General features: G+C 70.4%; 20 protein-coding genes. 3 read left to right on the plus strand and 17 right to left on the minus strand.

All coding sequences use genetic code 11. The features are described from left to right. Window positions 1–139: 139 nt before the first annotated feature. Window positions 140–3,976 (minus strand): S8 family serine peptidase, encoded by a 3,837-nt coding sequence (locus ACFVXE_RS04705; RefSeq protein ID WP_389669171.1) that lies wholly within the window; start codon window positions 3,974–3,976, stop codon window positions 140–142. A 303-nt stretch (window positions 3,977–4,279) separates the two neighbouring features. On the opposite strand from ACFVXE_RS04705, the gene ACFVXE_RS04710 reads away from it, so the two are divergent. Further along, window positions 4,280–4,945: an FMN-dependent NADH-azoreductase gene (locus ACFVXE_RS04710; protein ID WP_389669172.1), complete on the plus strand. Its 666-nt coding sequence runs from the start codon at window positions 4,280–4,282 to the stop codon at window positions 4,943–4,945. 250 nt (window positions 4,946–5,195) lie between these two features. Here ACFVXE_RS04710 and ACFVXE_RS04715 read toward each other — a convergent pair whose 3' ends face one another. Next, window positions 5,196–5,744 carry a hypothetical protein gene (locus tag ACFVXE_RS04715; RefSeq protein ID WP_389669173.1) on the minus strand — a complete coding sequence of 183 codons (549 nt, stop codon included), beginning with the start codon at window positions 5,742–5,744 and terminating at the stop codon, window positions 5,196–5,198. Window positions 5,745–6,310: 566 nt separating this feature from the next. Between ACFVXE_RS04715 and ACFVXE_RS04720 the strand changes: the two genes are divergently transcribed. After that, on the plus strand, window positions 6,311–6,586 hold the full coding sequence (locus ACFVXE_RS04720; RefSeq protein ID WP_389669175.1) for a hypothetical protein: 276 nt from the start codon (window positions 6,311–6,313) through the stop codon (window positions 6,584–6,586). A gap of 216 nt (window positions 6,587–6,802) precedes the next feature. Here ACFVXE_RS04720 and ACFVXE_RS04725 read toward each other — a convergent pair whose 3' ends face one another. The 3 genes from ACFVXE_RS04725 to ACFVXE_RS04735 all read right to left on the minus strand — a co-directional run bounded on the left by ACFVXE_RS04725 (window position 6,803) and on the right by ACFVXE_RS04735 (window position 9,671). Continuing rightward, entirely contained in the window at window positions 6,803–7,381 is a 579-nt protein-coding gene (locus tag ACFVXE_RS04725) for a hypothetical protein (protein WP_389669176.1), read from the minus strand. Continuing rightward, a complete protein-coding gene (locus ACFVXE_RS04730; protein ID WP_389669178.1) occupies window positions 7,378–8,904 on the minus strand; it encodes a sensor histidine kinase in 1,527 nt (508 codons plus the stop codon). The genes ACFVXE_RS04725 and ACFVXE_RS04730 overlap by 4 nt, the downstream gene beginning before the upstream one ends. A gap of 77 nt (window positions 8,905–8,981) precedes the next feature. Then, window positions 8,982–9,671 carry a response regulator gene (locus ACFVXE_RS04735; RefSeq protein WP_389669179.1) on the minus strand — a complete coding sequence of 230 codons (690 nt, stop codon included), beginning with the start codon at window positions 9,669–9,671 and terminating at the stop codon, window positions 8,982–8,984. Window positions 9,672–10,104: 433 nt separating this feature from the next. On the opposite strand from ACFVXE_RS04735, the gene ACFVXE_RS04740 reads away from it, so the two are divergent. Beyond that, window positions 10,105–10,833, plus strand: coding sequence for a DUF3152 domain-containing protein (locus ACFVXE_RS04740; protein WP_389669180.1), 729 nt, complete (start codon window positions 10,105–10,107; stop codon window positions 10,831–10,833). 40 nt (window positions 10,834–10,873) lie between these two features. Here ACFVXE_RS04740 and ACFVXE_RS04745 read toward each other — a convergent pair whose 3' ends face one another. The 12 genes from ACFVXE_RS04745 to ACFVXE_RS04800 form a co-directional block, all read right to left on the minus strand. Continuing rightward, window positions 10,874–11,875 (minus strand): sugar kinase, encoded by a 1,002-nt coding sequence (locus tag ACFVXE_RS04745; protein ID WP_389669181.1) that lies wholly within the window; start codon window positions 11,873–11,875, stop codon window positions 10,874–10,876. Next, entirely contained in the window at window positions 11,872–12,741 is an 870-nt protein-coding gene (locus tag ACFVXE_RS04750) for an SMP-30/gluconolactonase/LRE family protein (protein ID WP_389669183.1), read from the minus strand. Before ACFVXE_RS04750 ends, ACFVXE_RS04745 begins: the two co-directional genes overlap by 4 nt. Next, on the minus strand, window positions 12,738–13,385 hold the full coding sequence (locus tag ACFVXE_RS04755; RefSeq protein WP_389669184.1) for a bifunctional 4-hydroxy-2-oxoglutarate aldolase/2-dehydro-3-deoxy-phosphogluconate aldolase: 648 nt from the start codon (window positions 13,383–13,385) through the stop codon (window positions 12,738–12,740). The genes ACFVXE_RS04750 and ACFVXE_RS04755 overlap by 4 nt, the downstream gene beginning before the upstream one ends. 31 nt (window positions 13,386–13,416) lie before the next feature. Beyond that, a complete protein-coding gene (locus ACFVXE_RS04760) occupies window positions 13,417–14,253 on the minus strand; it encodes a hypothetical protein (protein ID WP_389669186.1) in 837 nt (278 codons plus the stop codon). Further along, complete coding sequence (gene dgoD / locus ACFVXE_RS04765; RefSeq protein ID WP_389669188.1) at window positions 14,250–15,395, minus strand: galactonate dehydratase; 1,146 nt, start codon at window positions 15,393–15,395, stop codon at window positions 14,250–14,252. The genes ACFVXE_RS04760 and dgoD overlap by 4 nt, the downstream gene beginning before the upstream one ends. Further along, window positions 15,392–16,135, minus strand: a complete 744-nt coding sequence (locus ACFVXE_RS04770; RefSeq protein ID WP_389669190.1) for a FadR/GntR family transcriptional regulator — start codon at window positions 16,133–16,135, stop codon at window positions 15,392–15,394. Before ACFVXE_RS04770 ends, dgoD begins: the two co-directional genes overlap by 4 nt. A 40-nt stretch (window positions 16,136–16,175) precedes the next feature. Then, complete coding sequence (locus ACFVXE_RS04775; protein WP_389669192.1) at window positions 16,176–16,934, minus strand: SDR family NAD(P)-dependent oxidoreductase; 759 nt, start codon at window positions 16,932–16,934, stop codon at window positions 16,176–16,178. Between the two features lie 43 nt (window positions 16,935–16,977). Continuing rightward, window positions 16,978–19,107 carry an alpha-galactosidase gene (locus tag ACFVXE_RS04780; protein ID WP_389669194.1) on the minus strand — a complete coding sequence of 710 codons (2,130 nt, stop codon included), beginning with the start codon at window positions 19,105–19,107 and terminating at the stop codon, window positions 16,978–16,980. Further along, window positions 19,104–19,997 carry a carbohydrate ABC transporter permease gene (locus ACFVXE_RS04785; RefSeq protein WP_389669196.1) on the minus strand — a complete coding sequence of 298 codons (894 nt, stop codon included), beginning with the start codon at window positions 19,995–19,997 and terminating at the stop codon, window positions 19,104–19,106. Before ACFVXE_RS04785 ends, ACFVXE_RS04780 begins: the two co-directional genes overlap by 4 nt. Continuing rightward, window positions 19,994–20,932, minus strand: coding sequence for a carbohydrate ABC transporter permease (locus tag ACFVXE_RS04790; protein WP_389669198.1), 939 nt, complete (start codon window positions 20,930–20,932; stop codon window positions 19,994–19,996). Before ACFVXE_RS04790 ends, ACFVXE_RS04785 begins: the two co-directional genes overlap by 4 nt. A gap of 1 nt (window position 20,933) precedes the next feature. Then, complete coding sequence (locus tag ACFVXE_RS04795; protein WP_389669199.1) at window positions 20,934–22,223, minus strand: ABC transporter substrate-binding protein; 1,290 nt, start codon at window positions 22,221–22,223, stop codon at window positions 20,934–20,936. A gap of 176 nt (window positions 22,224–22,399) precedes the next feature. Then, window positions 22,400–24,505, minus strand: coding sequence for a glycoside hydrolase family 27 protein (locus ACFVXE_RS04800; protein ID WP_389669201.1), 2,106 nt, complete (start codon window positions 24,503–24,505; stop codon window positions 22,400–22,402). Window positions 24,506–24,800: the final 295 nt, after the last annotated feature.

Genomic DNA, 24,800 nt, shown 5'->3' on the forward strand with positions numbered 1-24,800 from the left:
GCTCCCACGGGTTTGGTATTGGCGGTGGTGTTTGGGGGGGCGGGGGGGGCGGGGTCTGGGCGGGGGCGGTGCCTGGCCGTACCGCCCGGGCCCCCCGCCGCGGTTGGACCGGTCGGTCCGCGCTACGGTTCCCGGCGGCTCATGCGGTACCGCGCTGCAGGTACGCGCGGTCCACCGTCTGCCGGACGGTGTTACCGGCCGTGTCCTTCGCGGTCACACGCAGCGTCACATATGTGTCGCCGTGCACCCGGGCCGGTCGCTCCACCGTTGCGGTGAAGCCGCTGCCTTGGCGGGCCGTGGTGGCAGCGGTCCAGGTACGACCGTCGTCGTAGGACGTCTCGACCTTGAGCGTCACGCCGCGCGGCGCCGCCATGCCGTCCTGCATCCGGACGTTCAGGCCGATGCTGTGCCTGCGCCGGGGGCCCACCGCGTTCCGGGCGTCGACCGGCGCGGTGTAGTCGATCTGGAGCAGCGGCAGCAGGGCCGTGCTTGCCGCGGTGTCCGAGCGGAACGTCCACGACGTGCGCGTCCCGGTACCGAAGTGCCAGTCGGCCGAGGTGCGGGCGGTCGCCAGGTCCAGCCGGTAGTCGGCCTTGCCCGCGGGCACCTCGAAGTTGCCCCAGGCGCCCTCGTCGGACTCGGCGATCCGCTTCCCGTTCCGGTACAGCACCGCTGTGGCCGTGTCGTTCGCCTCGGACGTCCGGGCGCCGGTGCCGACGCCACCGCCGCCGAAGGCGTCGGCCTCCGCGAACGACCAGTGGCCGGAGCCGGAGTCGCTGAACTCCGGCACGTACACCGACAAGGTGTCGCCGTTGCGCACCGACGGCAGGTGACCGCCACGCGGGATCGACGGGCGGACCACCGCTCCGAACCACCGCTCCGTGGCACGCCGGCCGGGCCGGTAGGTGTGCGGGGCGTCGTGCATGCCCGCCTCCAGCGGGAGATCGGGGTTGTCCACGACATTGTGATGCACGACGTGGTTCCACAACGTGTCACCACTGCTCACGTACTCGACGCGCTCCTGCCCCACGGCAACGTAACGGCTGTACTGGTTCCACGCGGTGTCCTGGAACGGCCGCCATCCGAAACGCTGCTCACTCGCCCAGCCCGAGGCACCGGTGCGGGTGTACGTGCTGTGTACCTCGGCGGTGTTCCGCGCCGAGACGGTGTGGATCACCTGCTTGGGGATGGAGCCCTTCGAGACCTGCATCACGTCGTACAGGTACGGGCTGTTCACCGTGCCGGAGAACTGCACCGACGTCGTGCTCCTCTTCACCCGTGCCAGGAGCTCCGCCCCGTTCTTCCAGGACGTCCGCATGGTGGGCAGGGCCCAGCGGTCTCCGTTCGGCTGCCACCGGGTCCAGTCGCCTATGCCCTCGGGCTGCACCGCCAGCAGTGCCTTGACACCCGCGGCCGCCGCGGCCTTCGCAACCGCCCTGTCGTCCACGGGGTATTCGAGCCGTACGACGGCCAGCTTGCCGCGTGCCCGGTTGAACCCGGGCGCCGTCGACGTGCCGGCGTCCACGGCGGTCAGCCGCGCCCCACGATCCCCGAAGACCTGGGAGTTCGGGTAGTAGTACGGGGTGAACCCCAGAGAACTGCCCGGGACCTTCGCCCGCAGTTGTGGAGCCGTCATCTGCCAGCGCGAGGAGAACTCGAAGGCGCCGTCGGTGACCGGAGCGGTGGGGCTGACGTAGAGGCGCTTGACCTCGTCGAAGTACATGGCCCCCTGGAGCAGGCCGTGACCGTCGATCTGACGGTAGAACATGGTGCTGAGGATGCCGCGCTGCTCGGCGGGGCGAGGCGTGCGGATCTTCACCTCGGTGACCTTGGAGGCGTCCAACGTCACTGTCATGTCCTTGGTGACCTTCACGTCGGGAGCGACGATGTCGCCTGCCTCGTGGCCGTCTTCGGCAGCGTCGTAGAAACCGCCGTTGATGTAGTACGTGCCCTCTTCCACGACGGCGACCGCCGCGTCCCTGTCCGTGTACTGCACGAACCCGTCGGGGCCCCAGATGTTCGGCAGCCAGCCCGGCATGATCTTGCCGTCGCGGTTGCGGTACACCACGGTCAACCGGTGCTGCGGGGCGTGCACCACGAGGGAGACGGTGGTGTGGGCGACCACGGCGCCGCCGGTGGACCTGGCGGTGACGTATCCGAAGTAGTCGCCGCGCGTCACATGGGTGGCGTCGGTGTTCAGCGGCACCTCGGCCGTGGCTCCGGGGGCCACCTTCACGGTGTCGGAGCCGAGGGTGACCGCGCCGGCCGGGAGGGCGCGCCCGGTGCTGGTGGCCAGGGTGGCGGACAGGGAGAGTGTGACTTCGCGGTCGCCGGTGTTGGTGTACCGGACGGTGGCCGACCGTCCCCCTGTGCCGCCGGCCTGAAGGGGCGCAGGAGTGACACTGCCGGTGGCCGTGACCGGGCCGATGGCTGCGGCCAGATCGATGCGGCCGCCGCCCTGCTCGGCGACCTTCGTGCCGGATACCGTGTGGGATGTGCTGATCAAGGCGTCCTTGAGCTGTGGGGCGGTCCAGTCGGGGTGCTCCTGCGCCAGCAGCGCGGCGGCGCCGGCGACATGTGGCGTGGCCATCGAAGTGCCTGAGGCGGAGGTGTAGTTGACGTCGACCGGGTCCCCCATCGTGGTGCCCGACGCGCGGGCGGCGACGATGCCGACGCCTGGGGCGGTCACGTCGGGTTTGACCGCCTTGTCGCCGAGGCGCGGGCCACGGCTGGAGAAGGTGGCGAGTGAGTCGTCGCGGTCCACGGCTCCGACGGTCAGCGCGGCGTCGGCCGCGCCCGGCGAACCGACGGTGGACGGCCCCGGGCCCGCGTTGCCCGCCGCCACGACGAAGAGCGCGCCGGTGGACGCGGTCAGGGCGTTGACGGCCTGGCTCATCGTGTCCGTGCCGTCGCTCTCCCCGTCCGAACCGAGGCTCATGTTGACGACCTTGGCGTGCCGCTCGCCCGCCGCCCACTCCATGCCGTCGATGACGCCCGACTCCGAGCCGGAGCCGTCGTCGCCCAGCACCTTGCCGACCAGCAGATCGGCCCGCGACGCCACACCGCGACGGCTGCCCGACGACGCCGCGCCTGTGCCGCCGACGATCGAGGCGACGTGCGTGCCGTGGCCGAAGTGGTCATCGGTGCTCGAACTGCCGGAGAAATCCTTCTCCTCCGCGATTCGCCCGGCCAGGTCGGGGTGGTCCGCGTCGACGCCGGTGTCGAGGATCGCCACCCTGACGCCCTGGCCCTCGTAGCCGGCCTTCCAGGCGGTGGGGGCGTTGATCTGCGCGGTGCTGCGGTCCAGCACCGCCTTCACCTTGCCGTCCAGCGAGACCCGGGGAGTGACCGCGGACCGGGCGGCGTCCGATGTTCCGCCGGGATCGAGCGTCTTCCAGAACGCGCCCAGGTCCTCGCCGGCGACCCGCAACGACCGTGCGTGGATGCTCTCCAGGCTCCGGGAGCGCGTCGTAGCAACGCGGAACGCCACCAGTCGGTCGGCAGTCGCCTCGGCGGCTTTCGCCGCCTGCTCGGTGACTCTCGCTCCGTTCCGTGCCGGCTGCGGTCGCGAGGAGACGATGAGGGGCAGTCCGGCGGTGTGGGCCTCGTCGTAACCGTCGGCGATCAGGGCCGTCACGTTGAACAGCCGCCGGTCCAGGGTGCCGGCGGACACCAGCGCCTCGGCGTCGAACGGCATCACGGTCAGCGCCTTGTCATCCCCCTCCAGCGTGCGGAAGGGAATGTGCTCGCGCCCGGGCCCCGGCCGCACCGACGCGGTGCGCCGTCCACCGGGCAGCGTCGTCACGGTCACCCTGTCACCGGACACCAGTCGTACGGTCGCGGAGTGGACGCCCGGCGCGGTGGCGCGAGTGTCGGGCCCGGGTGCTGCCGCACGCGTCGCGGCGGCGGTCGGCACGCCTCCGGCGACCAGCATCAACCCTGTTGAGATAGCCGCCGTCAGGCGGGTCCATGTCATCAGCGGAAACCCTTTCGCACAAATGGGGAGTCACAACCTGTGCGAAAGAATCCGCTGACGGGACCGAACGTGTCACTGGCATCACGTGTCACACCTGCGACATGTCCCAACGGCGACATGCCAACCGCGTGCCGGGGAGCGACGGATCGGCCGGTGGTGACGGCCGATCGGGCCGGGCACTCGTGGGGACCGCGGCCGAGGCGGACCCTGCCCGAGGATCGGCCGGCGGGCCGGACCGTGGCCGGTGAGCGTCATCCCGAGGGAATCCTGTCGGCGGGGGCGGCCGGTGCAAGAATCGCCGACATGCCAACGCTGCTTCATCTGGATTCCTCGGCCGATCGTCTGACATCGCGGTCGCGGGCTGTCACCGCGGCTTTCGCCTCAGCGTTTCGTCGCGCCTCGCCGGAGAACACGGTGGTCCATCGCGATCTGCACGCCGACCCGCTGCCGCATCTGCCCGATGCGAGCCTGCACTGGGCAGCGCGGCTGCGCGGCACGGGTGCGCAGCCGGATCCGGTGGCCGAGGAACTCCAACAACGGCTCGTCGCCGAGCTTCTCGATGCGGACGTGCTTCTCATCGGCGTCCCGCTGTACAACTATTCGCTGCCTTCCAGCCTCAAAGCCTGGCTGGACCATATTCACGTCCCGGGGCTGACAGCACCGTCGGTGATCTCCGATGCCCCGCTTGCGGGCCGGCCGGCGGTGTTGGTCACGAGCCGGGGCGGCGACTACGACAAGGGCACGGTGAACGAGGGACGCGATCACGCGACTCCCGTTCTGGAGCTGATTCTGGGAGAAGAGATGAGGATGCGAGTCACCCTCGTCACCGTCGGCCTGACTCTGGCTTTGGCTTCCGGTGTTCCGGCACTGGCTGGATCGACCGACCGCGGTGAGAGGGAGTACGAGCACGCCCTACGGCGTGCCCGTGCACTCGCCGCACAGCTCGGATCCGGCATGACGACCCCTTGACGTCGGCACGGCTCCTCGCCGGCCCGTTGGGCCACGACGGCTACGGTGTCTTGACGTAGGCGTGATGGGCCCGCCTTGAGCAGAAGTTGGCTCGACGGCCCACCTTCGGCGCCCGAACCGTTCACCGGATTCGATGCCTCGAGAGCACGACCTCCACCGTGGCTGGAACGCCGCATGAACAGCCCGATGACCGATCACCGCAGGGCACCGTCCTGGTATTCCAGCTGTGGATCGCCCTTGGCCGGCGCGGCTATGTTCTCCGCGGTTTGCGCGGCCTGCCCCAGCTGCCGTGCGGCCGGTTCCGTTCCTGGGCCAGCGTCGCGGCGTCGAACTGGGTCTTGCTGGTCACTGCTCGTGGTTCAGGCACGAGCATGGTTGCAGTCGATCGCCACGGTACAGCCGAGGTCCAGCCGACCAGGGGCATGGTCTCGTCGTGGTGCGGAGCGAACTGCGCGACGACGACGGTGGGCATCTGATAGTTCAGGCTGCGGACGTGTTCGATGAACGCGCCGGGCAGCGCAACATGGTGCGTTTCCACGTAGTGCGGGAAGTCCAGGCGCCACAGCCAGGAACCGTCGGTCACCAGGGAAGAGCACCCCAAAGAGTGCCGGTGGAAGCTCCCGGTGATGACGTCACGTCCGCCTTCCATGACGTCGATGAGGGCGTGGCCGGCGTCCAGGTAGGCCACCAGGTCCATCTCATCCGGCTCACCGACAGGCTGGACTGCATCGCATATCGATCCGTTCGGCCGGCCGCAGCGGTTGTCCAGTTCGTCGTAGAAGCCCAGCAATCCCAGCACTGCGTCTCCTTCGACGAGCCTTCCCATCCCGCTGACACTCGTGGACGCGGCCACCGTTGATCATCGGCGTGTGAAGGCACACGATCACGCGACGGCCGCAGGCCACAGCGTAGACGCTGCCCACGGCAGGAAGCGTTCGAGGGCCTGATGGACCGCATCGCAGGCAGGTGCGTCGTCAAGCCAGTTCCCGGCTCAGCCACTACAGACGCCAAGCGGCGACCCAAGCGTGATCGTGATCTACAGCTGGAGTATTAGGCGCCGGCGACGCCGCTCGGTACGGTTATCACCTGCCCCCTGAGCCGTCTGCGGGGAAGTCGCAGTCGGTCGGCCCCGCTCTGCGGCTGGTCCTGACGGGCGCCGCGGCTTCCGGTGAAAAGACGCACTCCGAATACCAGGGCAGAGAGGTCCCGGAGAACGGCTGCCTCGGAGAAGCGGCGCGGAAACTCGGCGAGGGCCACGACGATCCGGCGGACGCACAGGTCGCCGGGTCCATAGCCGACGGCTCCTTCAAGGAGTCCATGGCCGACAGACGTGTGCGGACCGTTTTCGCGCGATGGTCGGCATGCATGACGGAGCGTGGCTACATGTACGCCACACCACTTGCCGCCATCGGCGACAAGGCCTTCCTCGAAGAGCAAGCCGCAGGCCCCCGCGAAGTGGCCACGGCTGAAGCCGATATGCGGTGCAAGCAGCGGACCAGCCTGCTGAACACGTGGTTCTCGGTGGAGTCGCGAATCCAGTCGGCGATGATCGCGATGCACGGACCGGCACTGCACCGGCTCCGGTCGGCGCACGCGGGCAAGGTCGCCGAAGCGGAGAGGATCCTCGCGGCGCGAAGCTGAACTCGCAGTGGAGCAGAGCCCGATGAATGTCGCCGCAGCCCTGGCACGGAGCCCCTGGCCGCGTGCCGGGGCGCCGCTTCTCGCAGACTCCGGGCAGGTCACGACCTGGACATCGAAGCCATGACCTGGTCGCGGCCACCGCGATGAACCGTGAGAGACACAGGCACAGTCCAAGGTGGAGACGTGGGGCACACGGGCCGGCCGGCAGACAGCGTCCTACGGCTGGACGGGATCGGGACAGGACCCGCTCGACTGCGTCATCGCCCATCCGCTCCCGAGCACATGGATGCTCGTGTGTGCGACGGAGCGTGGCGCCGGGACCGATGGAGCCGCAGAGGCACCGCCCCGATTCGCATCCGTGGACACAGGGCCGTACGGCAGATGAGCCACCGTGCACACCAGTTGCAGCATGGCCCGGTGGCTGAGGGGAGGGACATCTTCGGGGAGCTGGACGGAGAAGGCGTTGTCGCTGCCGAGCGTCACATTCGGTGTCGCCGCCAGGCGAGGCAGCTCCGTGGTGGCCGTCGCGGCCTCGCTCCTGGCCGGCCCGGCGAACAGCAAGCCCACGACGGACCCGAAGTCCCCAGGGTCGCTGACTTTCCGGGGATAAGGCGTGAGAGCACCGTTACGCAGGAAATAGACGGGAATCACGGTCGCTACCGAGGGCTCGGGAGAGAACAGACCGCTCGCGGGGGCGCCGACCTGGATGGCGTCGGACGGCGGGACTCCGCACGCCGCCAGCGTGAGCGCGGCCGTGAGCCCGACCAGCAGCGCCGGTACGCGCGAGCCCTTCACCAGGCACCCGCGGTGGCGTCGTCCGCGGCTTCCGCGGCAGCCGCGGAGTCACGGTGCAGGGGGAGCTCGACCGTGAACGCCGCACCGCCCCCTGGCAGGTTCGCCGCACTGATGCGTCCTCCGTGCAGGTGCACGTTCTCCGCCGTGATGGCCAGGCCCAGGCCGCTGCTCCTGCTTCTGGTCCGTGTGGTGCTCGCCTTGTAGAAGCGTTCGAAAATGTGCGGCATGGCTTCCTCGGCAATCCCCGGTCCGTCGTCCGTCACTTCGATGACGGCCCACGCGACGTCCACCCGCTCCTCCCTCACGCCCATGGTCAGCCGCACCGGCGACGCCCCGTGACGCAGCGCGTTGCCGATCAGATTGGCCATCACCACGTCGAGTCGGCGTGGATCCACGCGCGTCCGGAGCACGCCTGGTCGGGGCAGGTCGGTCTCCACCTGCCCCTGCCACCCCCGAGAGGCGAGGGTGTGCCGTACGGACTCCGCCAAGTCGATCTCGTCCAGGTTGAGCTCGACCGCGCCCGCGTCGAAGCGGGAGATCTCCATCAGGTCGTCCACGAGCACGCTGAGCCGACGGGTTCCCTCGCTGATGAGCTGCAACGCATCGCCGGTCTCCTGGCCCAGACGCAGCGCGTCCTCGTCCAGCACGTCGGTGAGCGCGGACATCGCTGCCAGCGGTGTCCGCAGTTCATGGGAGACGTCCGCGACGAAGCGGCGTGCCTGCGCCTCCAGGCGGCGCAGCTCCGCGACCGACCGCTCCAGTGCGGCCGCGGTGTCGTTGAAGGATCGCGAGAGATCGGCCAATTCGTCGGAACCGTTCACGGCCAGCCGGACGTCGAGGTGCCCCTCGGCCATCCGGCGGGTCGCCCGGCGCAACGCCCGCACGGGACGGAGTACACCGCTCGCGGCCAGCAGCGCCAGGACGACGGCGAGGCCCAGTGCCACCAGGGTGGCGTGCTCGATGGCGCTGATCATCGCTCGCACGTAGGCCTGTTCGGTGTTCTGCGGCACCACCAGGTACATCACGAGCCCCGAGAGCTTGGACTCCGTGCCCTCACCCGAGTTGTACGTGACCGGCATTCCGACGACGAGATAGGGATGCCCGCCGTCATTCACCCGCTGGAACACCGCAGCGCCATGGTCTCGTACGGACCGGCGCACTTCCGGGCTCAGGTTGCCGAAGAAGTCACTCGGCGCGTAGGCGCGGAGGCTGCCGTACGTGGCCATTACCTGCCACCCTTGCGCCTGGTTGGCGTAGAGGACCTGGTTCACCGCCGTCTGCAACTGCGACCGGTTCGGCGCCAGGGGCGTGTGAACAGCCACGGCGTCGACGCTGGCCCGGAACTGCCGGATGACGGAGTCCTGGCTCTGCTGCAGCACCCCCGTGCGCGCCTCTCGGAAGGCGAGGGCTCCGGTGCTCAGGGCACTGACCACGGCCACCAGGGCGAAGGCCACCACCAAACGGGAGCGCAGTCCCCGCAGAGGAAGCCAGGCCTGCGCCAGGAGCGCCCGGAGGAACCGCACCGGCCTGGGGCCCCGCCGTGCCGCGCCGGCCTCGAGTTTCCGTACGGCCTTTCGTGCCCGCACGTGTCTCTGGCCGCTCACGGGGAACCGAAGCGGTAACCGAAGCCGCGTACGGTCTGGATGTACCGGGGATCCCCGCCCAGCTCACCGAGCTTGCTGCGCAATCGCTTCACACAGGCGTCCACGAGCCGTATGTCACCGTGGTAGCTGTGCTCCCAGACCGCTTCCAGCAGCTGCTGGCGGCTGAATACCTGACCGCGCGAGGCCGACAGGGTCAGCAGCAGACGAAGCTCGGAGGGGGCGAGCGCGACAAGTTCACCGCGGTGCGTCACCTGCAGCCCGGCCCGGTCGATGACCAGCTCGCCGTGCGCCTCCGCCCTCGGTCGGACGGTGTCGGAGACCGACACGTCCTGCCGGCGCAGCACGGCCCGTATTCGCGCGTCGAGCACCCTGGCCTGCACCGGCTTGACGACGTAGTCGTCCGCGCCGGCCTCCAGCCCCACGACCACGTCGATGTCGTCCCCCTTGGCGGTCACCATGATGATCGGGACCTGGTCGCGATCCCTGATCCGCCGGCATACGTCCAGGCCGGACATGCCGGGCAGCATGAGGTCGAGCACGACGACGTCCGGATGGAAGGGGTGGAGCTGTTGCAATCCCTCTTCACCCGTTCCGGCGGCGAAGACTTCGTGCCCCTGATGTCGCAGCGCCAGCTGGACGGCCTTACGGACATCTGGGTCGTCTTCGACAATCAGGACTCGTGGCACGTCGACAGTGTAGGCAGACCGCGTTCGACGACCGTCCTGGACGAGGGCCCCTCTCGGGAGCTGTTACAGAAGGGTCACAACGGATCGGGAAGTCCGGGCGACCTCCGTCCGGCGAGCCGCGCGCCGGACGGTCGCGCCGAACCGGCCGGCCGAGAGGCGCCGTTCCGCCAGCGGTCCGGTCGGATGCGACGGGGGTCACCCCAAGCCCACTCGTTACCTTTTCGTGACCATGTGAACCAGGGGCCATCATCTGGCGTGACCAGTCTGAGCTGCCATGCAATCGGCACGAGAGCGGGAACCCGCACCGCCCACCGGCAGCGCCGCGTCCTCCCACCGCGGTGGCCGTCGGCACCGGTCCCCCCATCACGATCAGCACCGGTCCCCCCACCGCCGGAACCGTCCGCGCCGCCGGGCACGGAGCTATCTGGTCGGTATGCTGGCGGCTGCCGGCCTGCTCGGCTCTGCGGCGTTCTTCCTTGACGGCGGACGAAGCGACGCGTCGAGTGGTGCACCGCTCCCACGGAGCGCCGCGCGCATCACGCCGACGCCCACCCGGACGCCCACACCGACTCCCACCAAGATCGACGTCCCCTCGACCGGCACCGGCAGGTTCGTCACCGCGCGCGCCAGTGGCGCGAAGGTCGGTCACGGAACGCATCTGCTCCGCTATGCGGTGGAGGTCGAGGCCGGGCTCGACCTCTCGCCGGCCCAGGCGGCGGAGGAGATCGCCGACATACTTGCCGCTCCCCGGGGCTGGACCCACGACGGGGTTTCCTCGTTCCAGTTGGTGAGCGCGGGGCAGCCTCACGACCTCAAGGTGAAGATCGCGACACCGGGAACGGCGGACGCCCTGTGCTGGGCGGGCATCCATCAGGACACCGGCGGCGAGTACAACTGCGAAATCTCCCACGCGGTGGTGGTGAACCTCAAGCGCTGGGTCGAGGGCTCGCCCACGTTCGACGGTCCGACACATGACTACCGGGCGCTGATCATCAACCACGAGATGGGGCACTTCCTGGGCCACACGCACATGACCTGCGCGGGTCCCGGCCGACTGGCCCCCGTGATGATGCAACAGATCAAGGGCCTGCACGGATGCATCGCCAACGCCTGGCCCTACGACAGGAGCGGCAACTTCGTCTCCGGGCCACACGTGGCGTGAACCGGCTGCGGCCGGCCGACTTCATTGACGCTGCGCCGCATCACCCTCCTCCTGACCACTCGTCGGGTGCTGCCTCCAACAGCGCGGCCAGCCGGGCCCGGTCCGGGAGCGGTCCGTGGTCGCCGATGACCCGCAGCGCCGCGCCCGCCGTGAGATGCCCCAGCCGCAGCGCCCTCACGGTGTCCTCACCGCGCAGCAGCCCGGCGAGGAACCCGGCCGCGAACGCGTCACCGGCACCCACCGGTTCGACGACCTCGACCCGCGGCGCGGGCACGGTGTGGAACCCGGGGCCGTCGAAGGCGGTGGCCGCCCGCCCGCCGTCCTTGACGACGAGAATGCGCGGCTCCGGCAACAGTTCCCGTACGGCGAAGGCATCGGTCAGTCCGACTCCCCACAGGGCCTGCGCCTCGTCGAGGCCGACGAACGTGATGTCCGCCCGCAGGGCGAGCCGGAGCAGCACGGGGGCCGCTGTACCGTCCGGCCACAGGGCGGCCCGGTAGTTGACATCGAAGCTGACGGGGCACGGGCGTTCGCCGGTCGCGGGCTCCAGCAACGCGGTGACCAGGTCACGACACCCTGTCGAAAGCGCCGGGGTGATGCCGGTGAGGTGGATGAGCCCGGCGGTGCGCACGGCGTCGTCGTCCAGCAGATCCGGGGTCAGGGCCGAGGCGGCGGAACCGCGGCGGTAGTAGTGGACCCGGGTGCCGTCGGTGCCGGGGTCCTTGAAAAGCACTCCGGTCGAGCGGTGCGGGTCGGTGCGTACGCCGCTGACATCGACGCCGGACGCGGCCACTTCGGCACGGATCCGGCGTCCGAACGGGTCGTCACCGAGAGCCGAGACCCACCGGGCCGGCACCCCGTGGTCGGCGAGGTACATCGCCACGTTGGACTCGGCGCCCGCGATCCGGACCGCGAGCCGACCGGCCCCGTCCAGCGGGGCGGCGGGTTCCGGGACCAGAGCGGCCATGGTCTCACCGATACACGTCACCGGGCCCGGTGCGGGCCACCGGCCGGTGTCGCGGGACGCGGGTGTCACGGTCACTCGGCCACCCCGAACCGGTAGGCGCACGCGGGCGAACCGGGCACCTCGACCCGCACGGCGAAGACCGCACCGTCCAGCGGTCCGGGTGTGGCGAGACCGTGCCGGGCGCTGGTGATGTACAGGGTGTCCCCGTCGAGGCACACCCCGGCGGGCTGCGTGGCGGGGAGCCTGATCTGCTGGTCCGGGGTGCCGTCGGCGCGGAAGCGGTGGACGGTGCCGGTGCCCCAGACCGCGGTCCACAGGCCTCCTCCGGCGTCCACCGTCATGCCGTCGGGGCTGCCGCGGTCGAACTCGGCGAAAGTGTCCGGCGTGCCCGGCAGCCCGGTCTCCGGGTCGACCGGGTAGCGGCGGATGACGCCCTCGGCACTGTCGGCGAGGTACATCACGGTGCCGTCCGCACTGAACGCCGGGCCGTTGGGCACCGTCAGACCCTCCAGCGCCCGGACCACCGTGCCGTCGTGGTCGATGCGGTAGAGGGAACCGGCGCCGTCCACGGCGTCGTAGGCCATGCTGCCGGCCCAGAACCTGCCGTACGGATCGGCGGTCGCGTCGTTCATCCGCATGGCTCGCGCGGCGCCGTCCTCCGGGCGGGCGAGCCATGTGGTCCGCCCGTCCGGGGAGAGCAGGCAGATACCGGTTCCCGCGGCCGCGATCCAGGTGCCCGGACGTCCGTCCACCGGAGCGACCGCGCCCAGGGGTTCGGACAGCCCGGCGAGTTGCGTCAGCGGAGCCGTGCGGTCCGCCGGTCCGGCCAGCAGCCGTCCGGTGAGGATGTCGACGAGGACGATGCCGCCGTCGACCGCGCGTATCCCCTCGCCCAGCCCGAGCCGGTCCTGCCAGCACACGGCCGGTGTGTCGGCGCTCATCGCCCGGCGCCCGCGGGGGCGGTGGCACGTACGGCATCGAGGAAGGCGCGGGCTCGCTCGCGGAGAGCGTCGAGGCTACCGCCGTCCGCCGCGTCGCCGATCAGCGGTGAGCCGACGCCCACCGCCGTGGCCCCGTTCGCGAGATAGGCGCCGGCCGCCTCGGCGTCCACTCCCCCGACCGGCACGAACGGCGCGGCGGGGAACGGGCCGTGCAGCGCCTTCAGATACCCGGGGCCGCCGGCCTGCGCGGCGGGAAATATCTTGAACGCGTCGGCGCCGAGCCGTTGCGCGGCGACGACATCCGTCGGGGTCATCACCCCCGCGAGTACGGGCAACCCGAGCCGCTTGGCCTCCGTGACGGCCTCGCAGACGGCCGGAGTGACGACGAAGTCGGCTCCCGCGTCACGTACCGCCCGGGCGTCCTGCGCGGTCAGAACGGTGCCCGCGCCGAGTGGAGCGCCGGGACCGAGGGCGGCGCGGGCCCGGCGGATGACGTCGAGCGTGTCCTTTCCGCTGAGGGAGACCTCGATGAGCGGGAGGTTCTCCTCGGCCAGGGTCAGTACGGTCCTGAGTGCGGCGTCCGCGTCGTCGCCGCGCACGATGGCGACGATCCGGTGGGTGCGCAGCGCGGTCAGCAGATCCACGTGCGAGTCCCCTTCCCTGTCTGTATTGCTGTCACTGTGTCGGTACTGCGGTCACTGGGTCTGTTTCCGGATCGGTCTCCGCCCCCGCGGTCATGGTGAGGCGCCAGCGGACCTCGCCGCTGCGCGGGACGCACGCGGCGTCCCCGTCCCCTGCGGCCGCCAGGTCGAAGACCCGACCGAGCATGGGCTCGACCCCGATGGAGCGGTACGGCTCCTGCTCGGGAAATCCTCCGAGGTTACGCCAGACCGCGACGGAGACCGGCTGGCCCTCGGACTCGACGGCCATCCGCAGAACGGCCCCGCCGTCGTGGACGGAGACCCGCGAGGAGTCGACGATCGCGCCGACGGCCGTCCCGTCCTCCGGCCCGAGCCGGTCGAGCCGGCCCGCCGGTCCGGGTTGCGACGGCCAGGAGCAGGGGACCCACCGGGCGCCGCCGTCCGGATAGAAGCGGGCCTGCGTGCCGTCCCCGATCCCGATGCGGGCCTCATCCGAGAGGTCGAGCAGCGCGTGGGCGGCCCACAGGAAGCGGTAGCCGGGCTCGGCCGTGAGCCGGTAGTCGACCACCACGCTCCCCTCGTCGCCGCGGATCCGGCGGCTGAGCCGGAAGTCGGCGCAGGCGACGGACTCCGTTCCCGCGGCCCGCTGCCAGGGCCGGGCCCAGGCGTCGCCGTGATCGGGGGTGCCGCGCACGGTCGGTACGCACTCCTCAAGACCACCGGCGTCGGCGAAGGCGTCGCCGGGCACGGCCCGGGCCCGACGTGGCTCGTCACGGTGCCAGAGCCATTCCCGGCCGCCGGCCAGCAGCGACGTCCACCGTCCGCCGTGGGCCGGGTCGGTCTCGATGGTGAGGGCGGTCAACGAGCTCACCACTCGGCGAAGGCGCCGTCGTCGTGCCGCCACACCGGATTGCGCCAGGCGTGGCCGGTCCGGTCGGCCGCGCGCACGGCGTTCTCGTCGACGGTGATACCGAGACCCGGCAGAACCGTGCGCTGTGCGCGTCCTCCGACGAAGCGGAACGGATCCGTGTCGACAACGTACGACAGCAGGTCGGCGTCCTTGTTGTAGTGGATGCCCCGGCTCTGCTCCTGGATGAGGAAGTTCGGGGTGGAGAAGGCGATCTGGAGACTGGCGGCGAGCGCGATGGGACCGAGGGGGCAGTGCGGGGCGAGTTGTACCCCGTAGGTCTCGGCGAGCGAGGCGATGCGGTGCACCTCGGATATGCCCCCGGCGTGCGAGAGATCCGGCTGGGCGACCGCGATCCCGGCCGCGAGGGCGGGCAGGAACTCGGCACGCCCGTAGAGCCGTTCGCCGGTGGCGATGGGAACGGAGGTGGCGCCGACGAGTGCGGGCAGCAGGTGCCCCTGCTCGGGAAGGAGCGGTTCCTCCACGAACAGCGGGTGCAGGTGCTCGATGGCGTGCAGGATCCGGCGGGCCCCGGCCGGTCCGAACCTTCCGTGCATGTCGACGGCGACGTCCCGGCCGGGGCCGAGCACCTCACGTGCGGCAGCCACCCGGTCGACGACGGCGGCGGTCTCGGCCGGGGTGGTGAGGGGTGAGGTGCGGCCTGCGGCGTTCATCTTGACGGCCGTGAACCCGGCCTCGACCTGGGCGGTGATCTCCTCGGTGAGCTGGGCGGGTTCGTCGCCGCCGACCCAGGCGTACACCCGGACCTCGTCGCGGACCGGACCGCCGAGCAGTGCGTGCACGGGTGCGCCGTACGCCTTTCCGGCGATGTCCCACAGGGCCTGGTCGATACCGGCGACGGCGCTGGAGAGTATCGGGCCGCCCCGGTAGAAACCACCCTTGCTGAGCACCTGCCAGTGGTCCTGGACACGCAGCGGGTCCTGGCCGATCAGATACTCGGCGAGCACGTCGACGGCTGCACGGACGACCTCGGCCCGGCCCTCGACCACGGGTTCGCCCCAGCCGACGACTCCCTCGTCGGTCTCGATCCGGCAGAACAGCCAACGGGGCGGTACGAGAAAGGTCTCGATACGAGTGATCTTCACCGGGTCCCGTTCCCCTCGTCGTCGGCGGGTCCGGTGCCGTGAGCCCGGTCGAGGTCGCGTACTGCCTGGTCGAGCAGGGCCCGCATGGCGCGTTCGGCGGCAGCCGGATCCCGGTCGCGTACGGCGTCCAGGACGGCACGGTGGCTGGGTACGGGGTCCTCGCCGTGCGGCGAGCTGTGCACGATCTCGTCACGGTGCGCGAGGCCGGACTCGATGACCATCTCCATGCGTTCGAGCAGTTCGTTGTGGGTGGCCGCGAGGAGCGCGCGGTGGAAGGCGAGGTCCGCCTCGACCGCGTGGGCCGCGCCGCCCACCTGTTCGCCCATCGCGGTCAGGGCCGCTTCGAGCGCGTCGAGGTCGGTGTCGGTACGGCGTTCGGCGGCCAGCCGGACGGCGGCCGGCTCGATGATGCCGCGCACCTCACCGAGATTGCGCAGCAGCGGCAGGTCGGTGCCGGATCCGGTGCCGCCCGCGAACTGCCAGCGCAGGACGTCCGCGTCCAGGAGGTTCCAGTCGCAGCGGGCTCTGACGAAGGTGCCGCGCTTCTGGCGGGCGTCGACCATCCCCTTGGCGGCGAGCACCTTGAGGGATTCCCGCAGGGCGGTCAGGCTGACGTCCAGCTCGCTCTGGAGCGCCACGAGGTCGAGTGTCGCCCCTTCGGGGATCTCGCCGCTCAGCACCCGGCGCGCAAGAGTCTCCACGGTCTGACCGTGCACTCCGCGGCGCGCGTATGGCGTCATGTCTGTGTGCCTTTCTGATGTGCGATGGGTACGGCGACGATCAGGCCGAGGCCTTGACGACGGACCAGCCGCCGTCCACGAGCAGGCTCGATCCGGTGATGTATGACGCTTCGTCGGCGGCGAGGAACGCGATGGCCGCCGCTGCCTCCTGGGGGCTTCCGAACCGCTGTGCGGCGGTCTCCAGGACGCTCTTTCTGCGGTCCTCCTCCGAGACCCGGTCCCAGGCCGCGGTGAGGATGGGGCCCGGCAGCACGGCGTTGACCCTTACCTCGGGTCCGTACTCCACCGCGAGTTGCCCGCACAGGGAGAGCAGGGCGCCCTTGGACGCCGCGTAGGCGGGGTGTCCGGGGATGCCCTTGTGCGCGTGGACGGATGAGGTGAGCACCGCGGCGCCGCGGCGTTCGCGCAGGTCGGGCAGGACGGCCCGGAAGCCGAGGAAGGCTCCGGTGAGGTTGACGGCGAGCTGACGCTCCCATGAGGCGACGGTCATCTCGTGCGCGGGGGTGACATCGACCGTGAAGGCGTTGCTCACCAGGACCCCGACGGGGCCGAAGGTGTGCGCCGCCGAGACGATCCGTTCCCAGTCGCCCTCGTCCGCGACGTCCGCGCGGACGAAGAGCGCCCGGCCTCCCTGGGCGCGGATGCCGGCGGCGACGCTCTCGCCGGGGCCCGCGGCCACGTCCGCGAGGAGCACCGCGGCGCCTTCCGCTGCGAGTCGTTCGGCGGTGGCCGCGCCGATGCCGGAGGCGGCTCCGGTGACGACGGCCACCTTTTCGGCGAAGCGGGCGTTTGCGTTCATGGGGCGGGTCGACTCCTCGGTGTCGGGGGCGCTGTCGGCGACTTTAGTGACGGTGCGGTCGGGCGGAGGGCTCCTGCCTGACCAGTACGACGAGTTCCGCGTCGTACTGCGCGGTCCAGGCGAACGGCAGTCCGTAGTGCAGCAGATGGGCCCCGCTGTGGACCGTCCCGGTGTGCTGGTCGGCGTAGCCGGCGGCCGGGTCCAGACCGCGCAGCCGCAGCCGGGCGGCGCGCCCGGGGACCAGTGGTGCCCCGTCCAGCCGGCCCGTGTTCCAGGCGGTGACGGCGATCCGGGCGCCGCCCTCCTCCTCGTACTGGACACCGCAGGTGGCGTCGGACGGAGTTCCGAGCAGCCGGACCTCGCCGTGGTGGATGAGGTCGCGGATCTCCTTGTAGCGGCCGATCCACCGGCTCGCCTCGGCGCGCTGCCCGGCGGACCAGGTACGGATGTCGGCGCCGATACCCAGGACGCCGGCCATCGCGGTGACGAAGCGGAAGGCCAGGGACCGCGGCCGCGGGTCGAAGACGCCGGGCGAGTCGGTGACCCAGGAGCTCATGGTGTGCGGGGCGTGCGCATGCAGATAGCCGTACTGGATGGCGAGTCGGTCCAGCGGCGCGGTGTTGTCGCTGGGCCACACCACGTCGGTACGGGCGAGGGTGGCGTGTTCGATACGGCCACCGCCCCCGGCGCAGCCCTCCACGGTGACGTGCGGATGGCGGGTGCGCAGATGGTCGAGCACCCGCAGGTATCCGGCGACGTGTGCGGCGTCCAGGTCCTGCTCCTCCACGGGGCCGCCGCCGGGCCGGCCGCGCTCGGTGGGCGGACGGTTCATGTCCCACTTGAGGTAGCTGATGGCGTGATCGCCGAGGAGCCGGTCGAAGGTGGCGATGACAAAGTCCTGGACGTCCTTGCGTCCGAGGTCGAGGAGCAGCTGTTCGCGCACCAGCGTGGCGGGGCGGCCGTCGATGCGGTAGACCCACTCCGGGTGTTCGGTGTGGAGCGCGGAGTTCGGGCTGATCGCCTCGGGTTCGACCCAGAGACCGAAGTCCATGCCGGTGGCGCGGATCCTGCCGATGAAGTCGTCGAAGCCGTCGGGGAAGTTCGCCGGGTCGGGGTACCAGTCGCCCAGACCGCCTGTCTCGTCGTGCCGTCCGGTGAACCAGCCGTCGTCGACGACGAAGAGTTCGGCTCCCATATCGGCAGCGATGCCCGCGAGCTCGAGTTGGCTCCCGGCGTCCACGTCGAAGCCGGTCGCCTCCCAGGAGTTGTAGAGGACCTTGCGGGTCCTGTGCATCCGCTCGCCACTGAGCCGGCGTTCGTAGCGGTGCCAGACCCTGGCCAGCCCTTCGAGCCCCTCCGGGCTGAACGCACAGGCCAGCCGGGGTGTGGTGAGAGTGGCGCCGGGGGCGAGCCGGACGGCGCCCTCGTGGGGCACCCGCCCGGCCCTGACCCGTACGGCACCACCGGGTTCGGCGTCGGCGGTCAGGTGCCAGTTGCCGGACCATTCCAGGGCGACGCCGTACGTCGGGGTGTTGCCCTCGGCCGTTCCGGCGGTGTCCTGCACGGCGAGCCAGGGGGCGTAGGCGTGGCCGGGGACGCCCTGCGTGGAGGCCATCTCGAAGCGGCCGCGGGTCAGTTCGATCTGGGTGCGCCGGAACTCCTGGGACCACTGACCGGTGAGGTAGGTGAGCCGGGCGCCGTCCGTGACGGGAACGTTGACGGCCGCGGAGTCGATCCGTTCCAGGCGTAGTTCCTCGTCGCCGGTGCAGCTCAGTTCCGTCCAGCGCAGGATCACGTCGGTGCCGGGCACGGTCTCGTAGTGCAGTGCCGCGCGCAGTCCCAGTTCCCCGTCGGTGAAGTCGAGGCGCAGGGCCCGGTCACCGTCGTGGGTGGCGGAGTCGAAGGTCCACCAGGTGCCGCGTTCACCGCCCGGGTGCTGGGCGACGAGGTCGGCACCGGTGAACGGGCGCAGTCCGTAAGGGATGTACTCGGCGGGTGCGGCGTCGGCGCGGGTGATGAAGTGCGTGCGGTGCGGCGCGTCGAACGGCGACGGTCCGGTCTCGACGCCGTGCGGACCCCAGGCGGCGAGCTCGGCCCATCGGCCCTCGCCTGCGATCCGTACCGCGTAGGTGGTGTTCTCGGTGCGCAGCAGCCACCGGTCGTGCGAGGTCACTTCACTGCTCCCAGATTGAGTCCGGCCACGAAGTGCCGCTGGAATTTGAGGAATACGGCGACGGTCGGGGCCGCTGCGACGACGGAACCGGCTGCGATGACGTTCCACATCGAGACGTACTGGCCCTGGAGTCCGATGAGGGAGGCGGTGATGGGCATCTGGCTGTCGGTCCGCAGGACGGTGATGGCCCACAGCAGGTCGTTGAAGATCCAGGTGAACGACAGTGCGCAGAGCGCGGCCATGGCGGGCTTGGCGAGCGGCATGATGATCCGGGTGTAGATCTGCCAAGGCCCGGCACCGTCGATGACCGCGGCCTGCTGGATCTCGGGCGGGATGGACCGCATGAAACCGTGCAGTACGAAGACGTAGAAGCCGATACCGAATCCGACCTGAACGCCGATGAGCGCGTACAACGAGTCGTACAGGCCGAGCATTTCGCTGAGTTTGGAGACCGGGACCAGCAGGATCTGCGGGGGCAGCAGGTTTCCGCCGAGCATCACCAGCAGCAGGGTGCGGCGGAACGGCAGGTCGTAGCGGCTCAGCGCGAACGCGGCGGTCGAGGCGAGCAGCAGCGACAGGAGCACGGCCGGCACGGTGACGAGCAGGCTGTTGATCAGCGCACGCTGCTGTCCGCCGTCGACCCAGGCCTGGCGGAAGCCGTCCAGCGTGAAGGAGTGCGGCAGGCTGCCGACCCCGTGGGCGGCGACGTCGTCGAAGGACCGGACGCTGGTGACGAGGACCAGGGCGATGGGCAGCAGCCACAGTGCGGAGAGCAGCCCGGCGCTCAGGTGGAATCCCGCGGTGCCCCAGATCCGGCGTCGTTCGCCCCGCACGGCGGGCACGTCGTCCCGCCGTTCGGTGCGCGGGGTCGGGGCGTGGGTGGCGGTCATGCGTCGGCCTCCCGGAAGGCGCGGACGAGGTAGGACGCGATCACGCCGAAGGCCAGCACGAAGATCACGACCGCGAGGGCGGAACCGTAGCCCAGTCGCAGCGACTGGAAGGCGGTGGAGTACATGTACGTGCTGAGGAGCTCGGAGGAGTGGTACGGGCCGCCGCGGGTGAGCGCCCACACGACGTCGAACGAGCGCAGCGAGTCGATGACGATCACGGACAGGACCACGGCGTTGACGCTGCTGAGCTGCGGCAGGGTGATGTGGCGGAACTGCTGCAGGCGGGTCGCGCCGTCCACCTTCGCCGCTTCGTAGAGCACCGGGTCGATGCCCTTGAGCCCGGCCAGGTACAGCACCATCACATAGCCGATCTGACGCCACAGGGCGGGCACGATCACGGCGTACAGGGCGGTGTCCTGGTCGGCGAGCCAGGCGTGGGTGAGGCCGGGGAGACCGATGCCTTCGAGCGTCTTGTTGATCAGCCCGTCGGGCTGGTACATCGCCTGCCAGACCAGGGCGGTCGCGACCAGCGAGAACACCACGGGGAGGAAGAGCGCGGCCCGGTAGAAGCCGACGCCGCGGCGTTCCTGCTGGAGCAGGAGCGCCGCCCCGAGGCCGAGGGCGACGGAGAGGCCGCCGAAGAGCAGCAGCCAGAGCACGGTGTCCAGGGCGGCGGTCCGGAAGACGGCGTCGCCGAACATCTCGCGGAAGTTGGCCAGTCCGACGAATTGCGGGGCCGAGACGCCGTCCCACTTGGTGAAGGCGAGGTAGAAACCCTGGATCGCCGGCCAGAACACCCAGAACGCCTCGGCGAGCAGCGGCACGAGGACGAACGCCAACACGACGGGCGGCACCCTGGTCGCCCGTTTGCGGGCCGGTGGCCGGTCGACGGTGTGGTCCCGGGTCTCCTTCCGGGGTGCGGTGAGTACCGCCATGTCACTGGCTCCAGATCTTCTGCGCGTCCCGCTGCCACGTGGCGAGGATCGAGCCGATCTCCTTGGGCTTGGCCAGGAAGCGGGTGAGTGCGGTGTCGGCGGTGGGGGCGAGGGCGTCGCTGGAGTCCCGGTTGAAGAACTGGGTGATGTCCGCGGCGTCCTCGATCAGCTTTCGGCCCTTGATGACCAGGGGTGTTCCGCTGTCCTTCGCGTCCGGGTGGGTGGGCAGCGAGGTGCCGGAGGAACCCTTGAGATAGATCTCCTGCGCCTCGGCGGAGGCGAGGTAGCGCAGCAGTTCCTTGGTCTCGTCCTTGCGGCCGGTCCGGGCACTGGCGAAGTAGCCGTCGGTCGGGGCCTCTTCGGCGAGCGGGACGTTCGGGTCGATGACGGGGAACCGGAAGAAGTCGATGTCGCCGAGTTGGTCCTTGGGGGCGGCGTCGGCGAAGAAGGTGCCGATGAGCATCATGCCGGTGCGGCCCTGGAGCAGAGCCGTGGTCGCGTCCTGGAACGGCAGCGCGGTCCCGTTGGGGTCGAAGTACGGCAGCGCCTCGCTCCACCGGTCGAACACCTTGCGGACCTCGGGGTCGTCGAAGCGGTGCTTTCCGGCGAGCAGGTCCCGGTGGTAGGCGGCCCCGTTGATCCTGATGTTGAGGTAGTCGAACCAGGACGAGGCCACCCAGGGGGTGTTGCCGCCCGCGCCGAGGCCGATCGGTGCGACGCCCTTGCTCTTGAGTTTGTCGCACAGACCGAGGAACTCGTCCCAGGTCTTGGGTTCCTTGACGCCCCACTTGGCGAAGTTGGACTTCCGGTAGAAGACCCCCCACCAGTAGTACGTGGTCGGGACGAAGACCTTCTTGCCCGCGGAGTCGGTGCACAGCTTCTTCAGGGCATCGGAGTAGCCCGCCAGTTCGGGCTTCTCCCAGATGTCGCTGACGTCGAGCAGCAGGTCCTTCTTCGCGTACGACTCCGCGACGGATCCCGGGTACCAGGTGTAGAGGTCCGGCGGGGTGGCGGAGGTGAGGTACGTCGGCAGCTGTGTACGGAAGGTCTCCGAGGCGACGGTGTTGAGCGAACCCTTGGCCCCGCCCCGCTTGTTGAAGGCGTCGACGACCTCCTGCATCGCCGACTTGGCCTGCGGCGAGGAGAGGTTGGACTGCAGGGTGACCGCACCGCCCGAGGCCCCCTTCCCGCTCGTCGACGACGAGGCGACGCAGCCGCTCATCAGCGCGGTGGCGCCGACGGCCGCGGCACCCGCGAGGAAGGTGCGGCGGCTCTGTGCTGTGGTGTTCATGGGACTCCCTATGCGCCCACGGAACGGGGCCCGGCCCTCTGACGGCCGGGCCCTCGTTCGGCTGATACAGACTGACGTGGCGACCGAGCCAGCGTCAAGATTAATTACTAATTTATTTTCTGCGGGGCTGACCTGGCTCTTTCCCAGGTATGTGGGACTCGGCGGCGCCGATGGCGTCAGAGCCTGCCCTGCCGGACGAGTCCGGCCACGCCACGGAAGGCGGTGAGCACGGAGCCGTCGGGCCCTGACACGGCGCCGAGCTCCCCGTCGAAGGCCCCGCCGGCGAAGCGCCGCTCCTGGGACCAGTCGCCCCAGCCGGCACCCGTGGTGCGGGTGCGCTGCCAGAGGGTGTAGTCCCCGGCGCGCGCGTACAGCCGTACCCGGTCACCGTCGGCGACGAGCGTGGGGCTGCCACTCACGGTCCCACCCAACGAAGACCAGTCGGACCAGTTGCCGGAGGCGTCGCGCTCCCGGGTCCGGACCGAGTCGTCGTCGGCGCGGACGGCGAGATGGGTGCGCCCCGCCGAGTCCGTGACCGCCGACGGCCGCCCGTACAGCGAAGCCCCCTCCGGACCCTGGAACGAGGTCCAGCCGGTCTCCGGCCCACGGGTGAGGATCCGTCCGTCCACGCCCCGGGCGAAGAGGGTCCACCGCCCCGGGTGCTCGTAGGCGACGGCGGGGGTGTCGGCGAGTTGCCCGCCGAGCCTCTGCCACCTCCCCCACCGCCCGTCGGCATAGGAGATCCGGTACGCCGCGTCGTCGGTACCCCGGACGAAGACGTCCATGCGCCCCTCCCCGGCCGCGTAGGCGGCGGGCGCGCCGACGATCCGCCCGTGCGTGGGCCCACCGAGATCGGCGGCCCGTGCGTCCCAGTGCCCGTCACGCCCGGTCTGCTGCCGCAGCGAACCGTCCGCACCGCGGGTGAACACGCTCAGCCGCCCACCGTCCCGCACCAGGGCGGGGCTCGCGTCGGACCGCACCCCGAGAGAGGTGCCCGGGGCGTCGTCCCGGCCGGTCAGCGTGAGGAACGCGGTGCCGTGCGCGGGCACCTCGACGGTGTACGAACCGGTGTGTGTACCGCGGCTCCTCCTGCCCCGCAGATCCCGTACCCCCACCTTCCCCGTCAGCCCCGCGTCGGCGAAGGTCACGGTGCGTTCGGCAGCATGGTCGGAGCGGTTCAGCAGTACCACGGCACGCCGGCCGGATCCCTGGAGCACCTTGCTGTAGACATCGCCGGTGGCGTCCGTGGCGATGCGCACCCCCTGGATCGCGAGGGGGTCCTGGTCGACGGCGATGATCTCCGGGTTGCGAAGGGTGTCGGTCATCTGCCGGGGCAGGGTGCGCGGATCCGAGCCGATGACCAGCGGGGAGCCCATCTCGGCCCACATCACCAGCTGGGTGGTGGACTCCTCCTCCGTCAGCTCGTACGAGCCGTCAGCGAGTCTGCGCATCGGGATCAGGTAGTCCGGGTCGTTGTAGTGGCCGGGCCCCTGCGCCTCCGGGTGCCAGGCGTTGGCGTCCATGTTGCGCAGGATGTTGGGCCACTGACCGGCGGTCGGAGTGCCCCAGGCGATGTCGGTGCCGGTGCGCCAGGAGTCGGCGGTGTTCGGGCCGTACACATAGGCGTTGTGGGCGTCCTGTGCCGGCGTGTGCGGGAGCCCCCAGTCATCGGTCAGCGGGTTGCAGAGATTCAGCAGCATGCGCCGGCCGGACTTGGCGACGGCATCGCTGAACTCCTTGAACGCGGGTCCCGGGTCGGCCTTCTCTGTGATTCCGCAGAGGAAATCGACCTTGATGGCGTCGACCTTCCAGCCGGCGAACTGCCGGGCGTCCTCCTGGTAGTGCCCCCGGCTGCCGAGGCCGCACGTCCTGCCGCCGTCGTAGGTCCCGGCGTCGGTGTAGATACCGGCTCGCAGTCCGAGCCGGTGCAGATGGTCCACCAGGGCCGGGATGCCGGACGGGAATCTGTCAGGGTTGGCGACCAGTCGCCCCTGGCTGTCGCGCGGATCGTCGGCCTGCCAGCCGCCGTCGAGCCAGACGATGTCGTAACCGCTGTCCTTGAGGCCGCTGCTGACCAGATAGTCGGCGACTCCCTTGACCTGGGCCTCCGTCGGGGCGCCCAGCCCGTAGTACGTGTTCCAGCCCATGTACGGCGTGCGGGCGAGGCCGCTGTCGTAGTACGGCGGCGCACCCTGGTCGTCGGCGGCGTGCGCCGAGGGAACTGTCGATCCGACCAGCACCACGGCGCCGAGCACCACCACGGCGCGCCGCGCTCGCACCATCCCAGCACGAAGCGAAACCACTTGATTCTCCTGAGAGTTGGGGTTCACGAGGCAACCCCGCCGCCGATCGCACCGGGCGGCGGTGCCACGGCGCACACTGTGGTCGGACCTCGGAAACCTGTCAATATTAATTGCTAATTAACTTAAAAATGAGTTCCAGAAGGGCGCCCTGCCCTATGGTCGGTGGGTCCACCGGACAGCCCGCTCTCCACTCGGCGAGCACCTACGGAGCCGGACACGCTCGCCGGTGCAGCCTGGACACCCGCGACTCGGACGGGCCGGCCGGCAAGGCCCG

It is taken from the genome of Streptomyces sp. NPDC058231, from assembly GCF_042882275.1.
Taxonomy (GTDB): domain Bacteria; phylum Actinomycetota; class Actinomycetes; order Streptomycetales; family Streptomycetaceae; genus Streptomyces.

Excerpts from the sequence above, each read along its gene's own strand:
- ACFVXE_RS04740 (WP_389669180.1), top strand. The coding sequence starts at position 10,105 with ATGCTGGCGGCTGCCGGCCTGCTCGGCTCTGCGGCGTTCTTCCTTGAC.
- ACFVXE_RS04790 (WP_389669198.1), bottom strand. The coding sequence starts at position 20,932 with ATGGCGGTACTCACCGCACCCCGGAAGGAGACCCGGGACCACACCGTC.
- ACFVXE_RS04720 (WP_389669175.1), top strand. The coding sequence starts at position 6,311 with ATGACGGAGCGTGGCTACATGTACGCCACACCACTTGCCGCCATCGGC.
- ACFVXE_RS04750 (WP_389669183.1), bottom strand. The coding sequence starts at position 12,741 with ATGAGCGCCGACACACCGGCCGTGTGCTGGCAGGACCGGCTCGGGCTG.
- ACFVXE_RS04775 (WP_389669192.1), bottom strand. The coding sequence starts at position 16,934 with ATGAACGCAAACGCCCGCTTCGCCGAAAAGGTGGCCGTCGTCACCGGA.
- ACFVXE_RS04770 (WP_389669190.1), bottom strand. The coding sequence starts at position 16,135 with ATGACGCCATACGCGCGCCGCGGAGTGCACGGTCAGACCGTGGAGACT.
- ACFVXE_RS04705 (WP_389669171.1), bottom strand. The coding sequence starts at position 3,976 with ATGACATGGACCCGCCTGACGGCGGCTATCTCAACAGGGTTGATGCTG.
- ACFVXE_RS04795 (WP_389669199.1), bottom strand. The coding sequence starts at position 22,223 with ATGAACACCACAGCACAGAGCCGCCGCACCTTCCTCGCGGGTGCCGCG.
- ACFVXE_RS04710 (WP_389669172.1), top strand. The coding sequence starts at position 4,280 with ATGCCAACGCTGCTTCATCTGGATTCCTCGGCCGATCGTCTGACATCG.
- ACFVXE_RS04785 (WP_389669196.1), bottom strand. The coding sequence starts at position 19,997 with ATGACCGCCACCCACGCCCCGACCCCGCGCACCGAACGGCGGGACGAC.
- ACFVXE_RS04800 (WP_389669201.1), bottom strand. The coding sequence starts at position 24,505 with ATGGTGCGAGCGCGGCGCGCCGTGGTGGTGCTCGGCGCCGTGGTGCTG.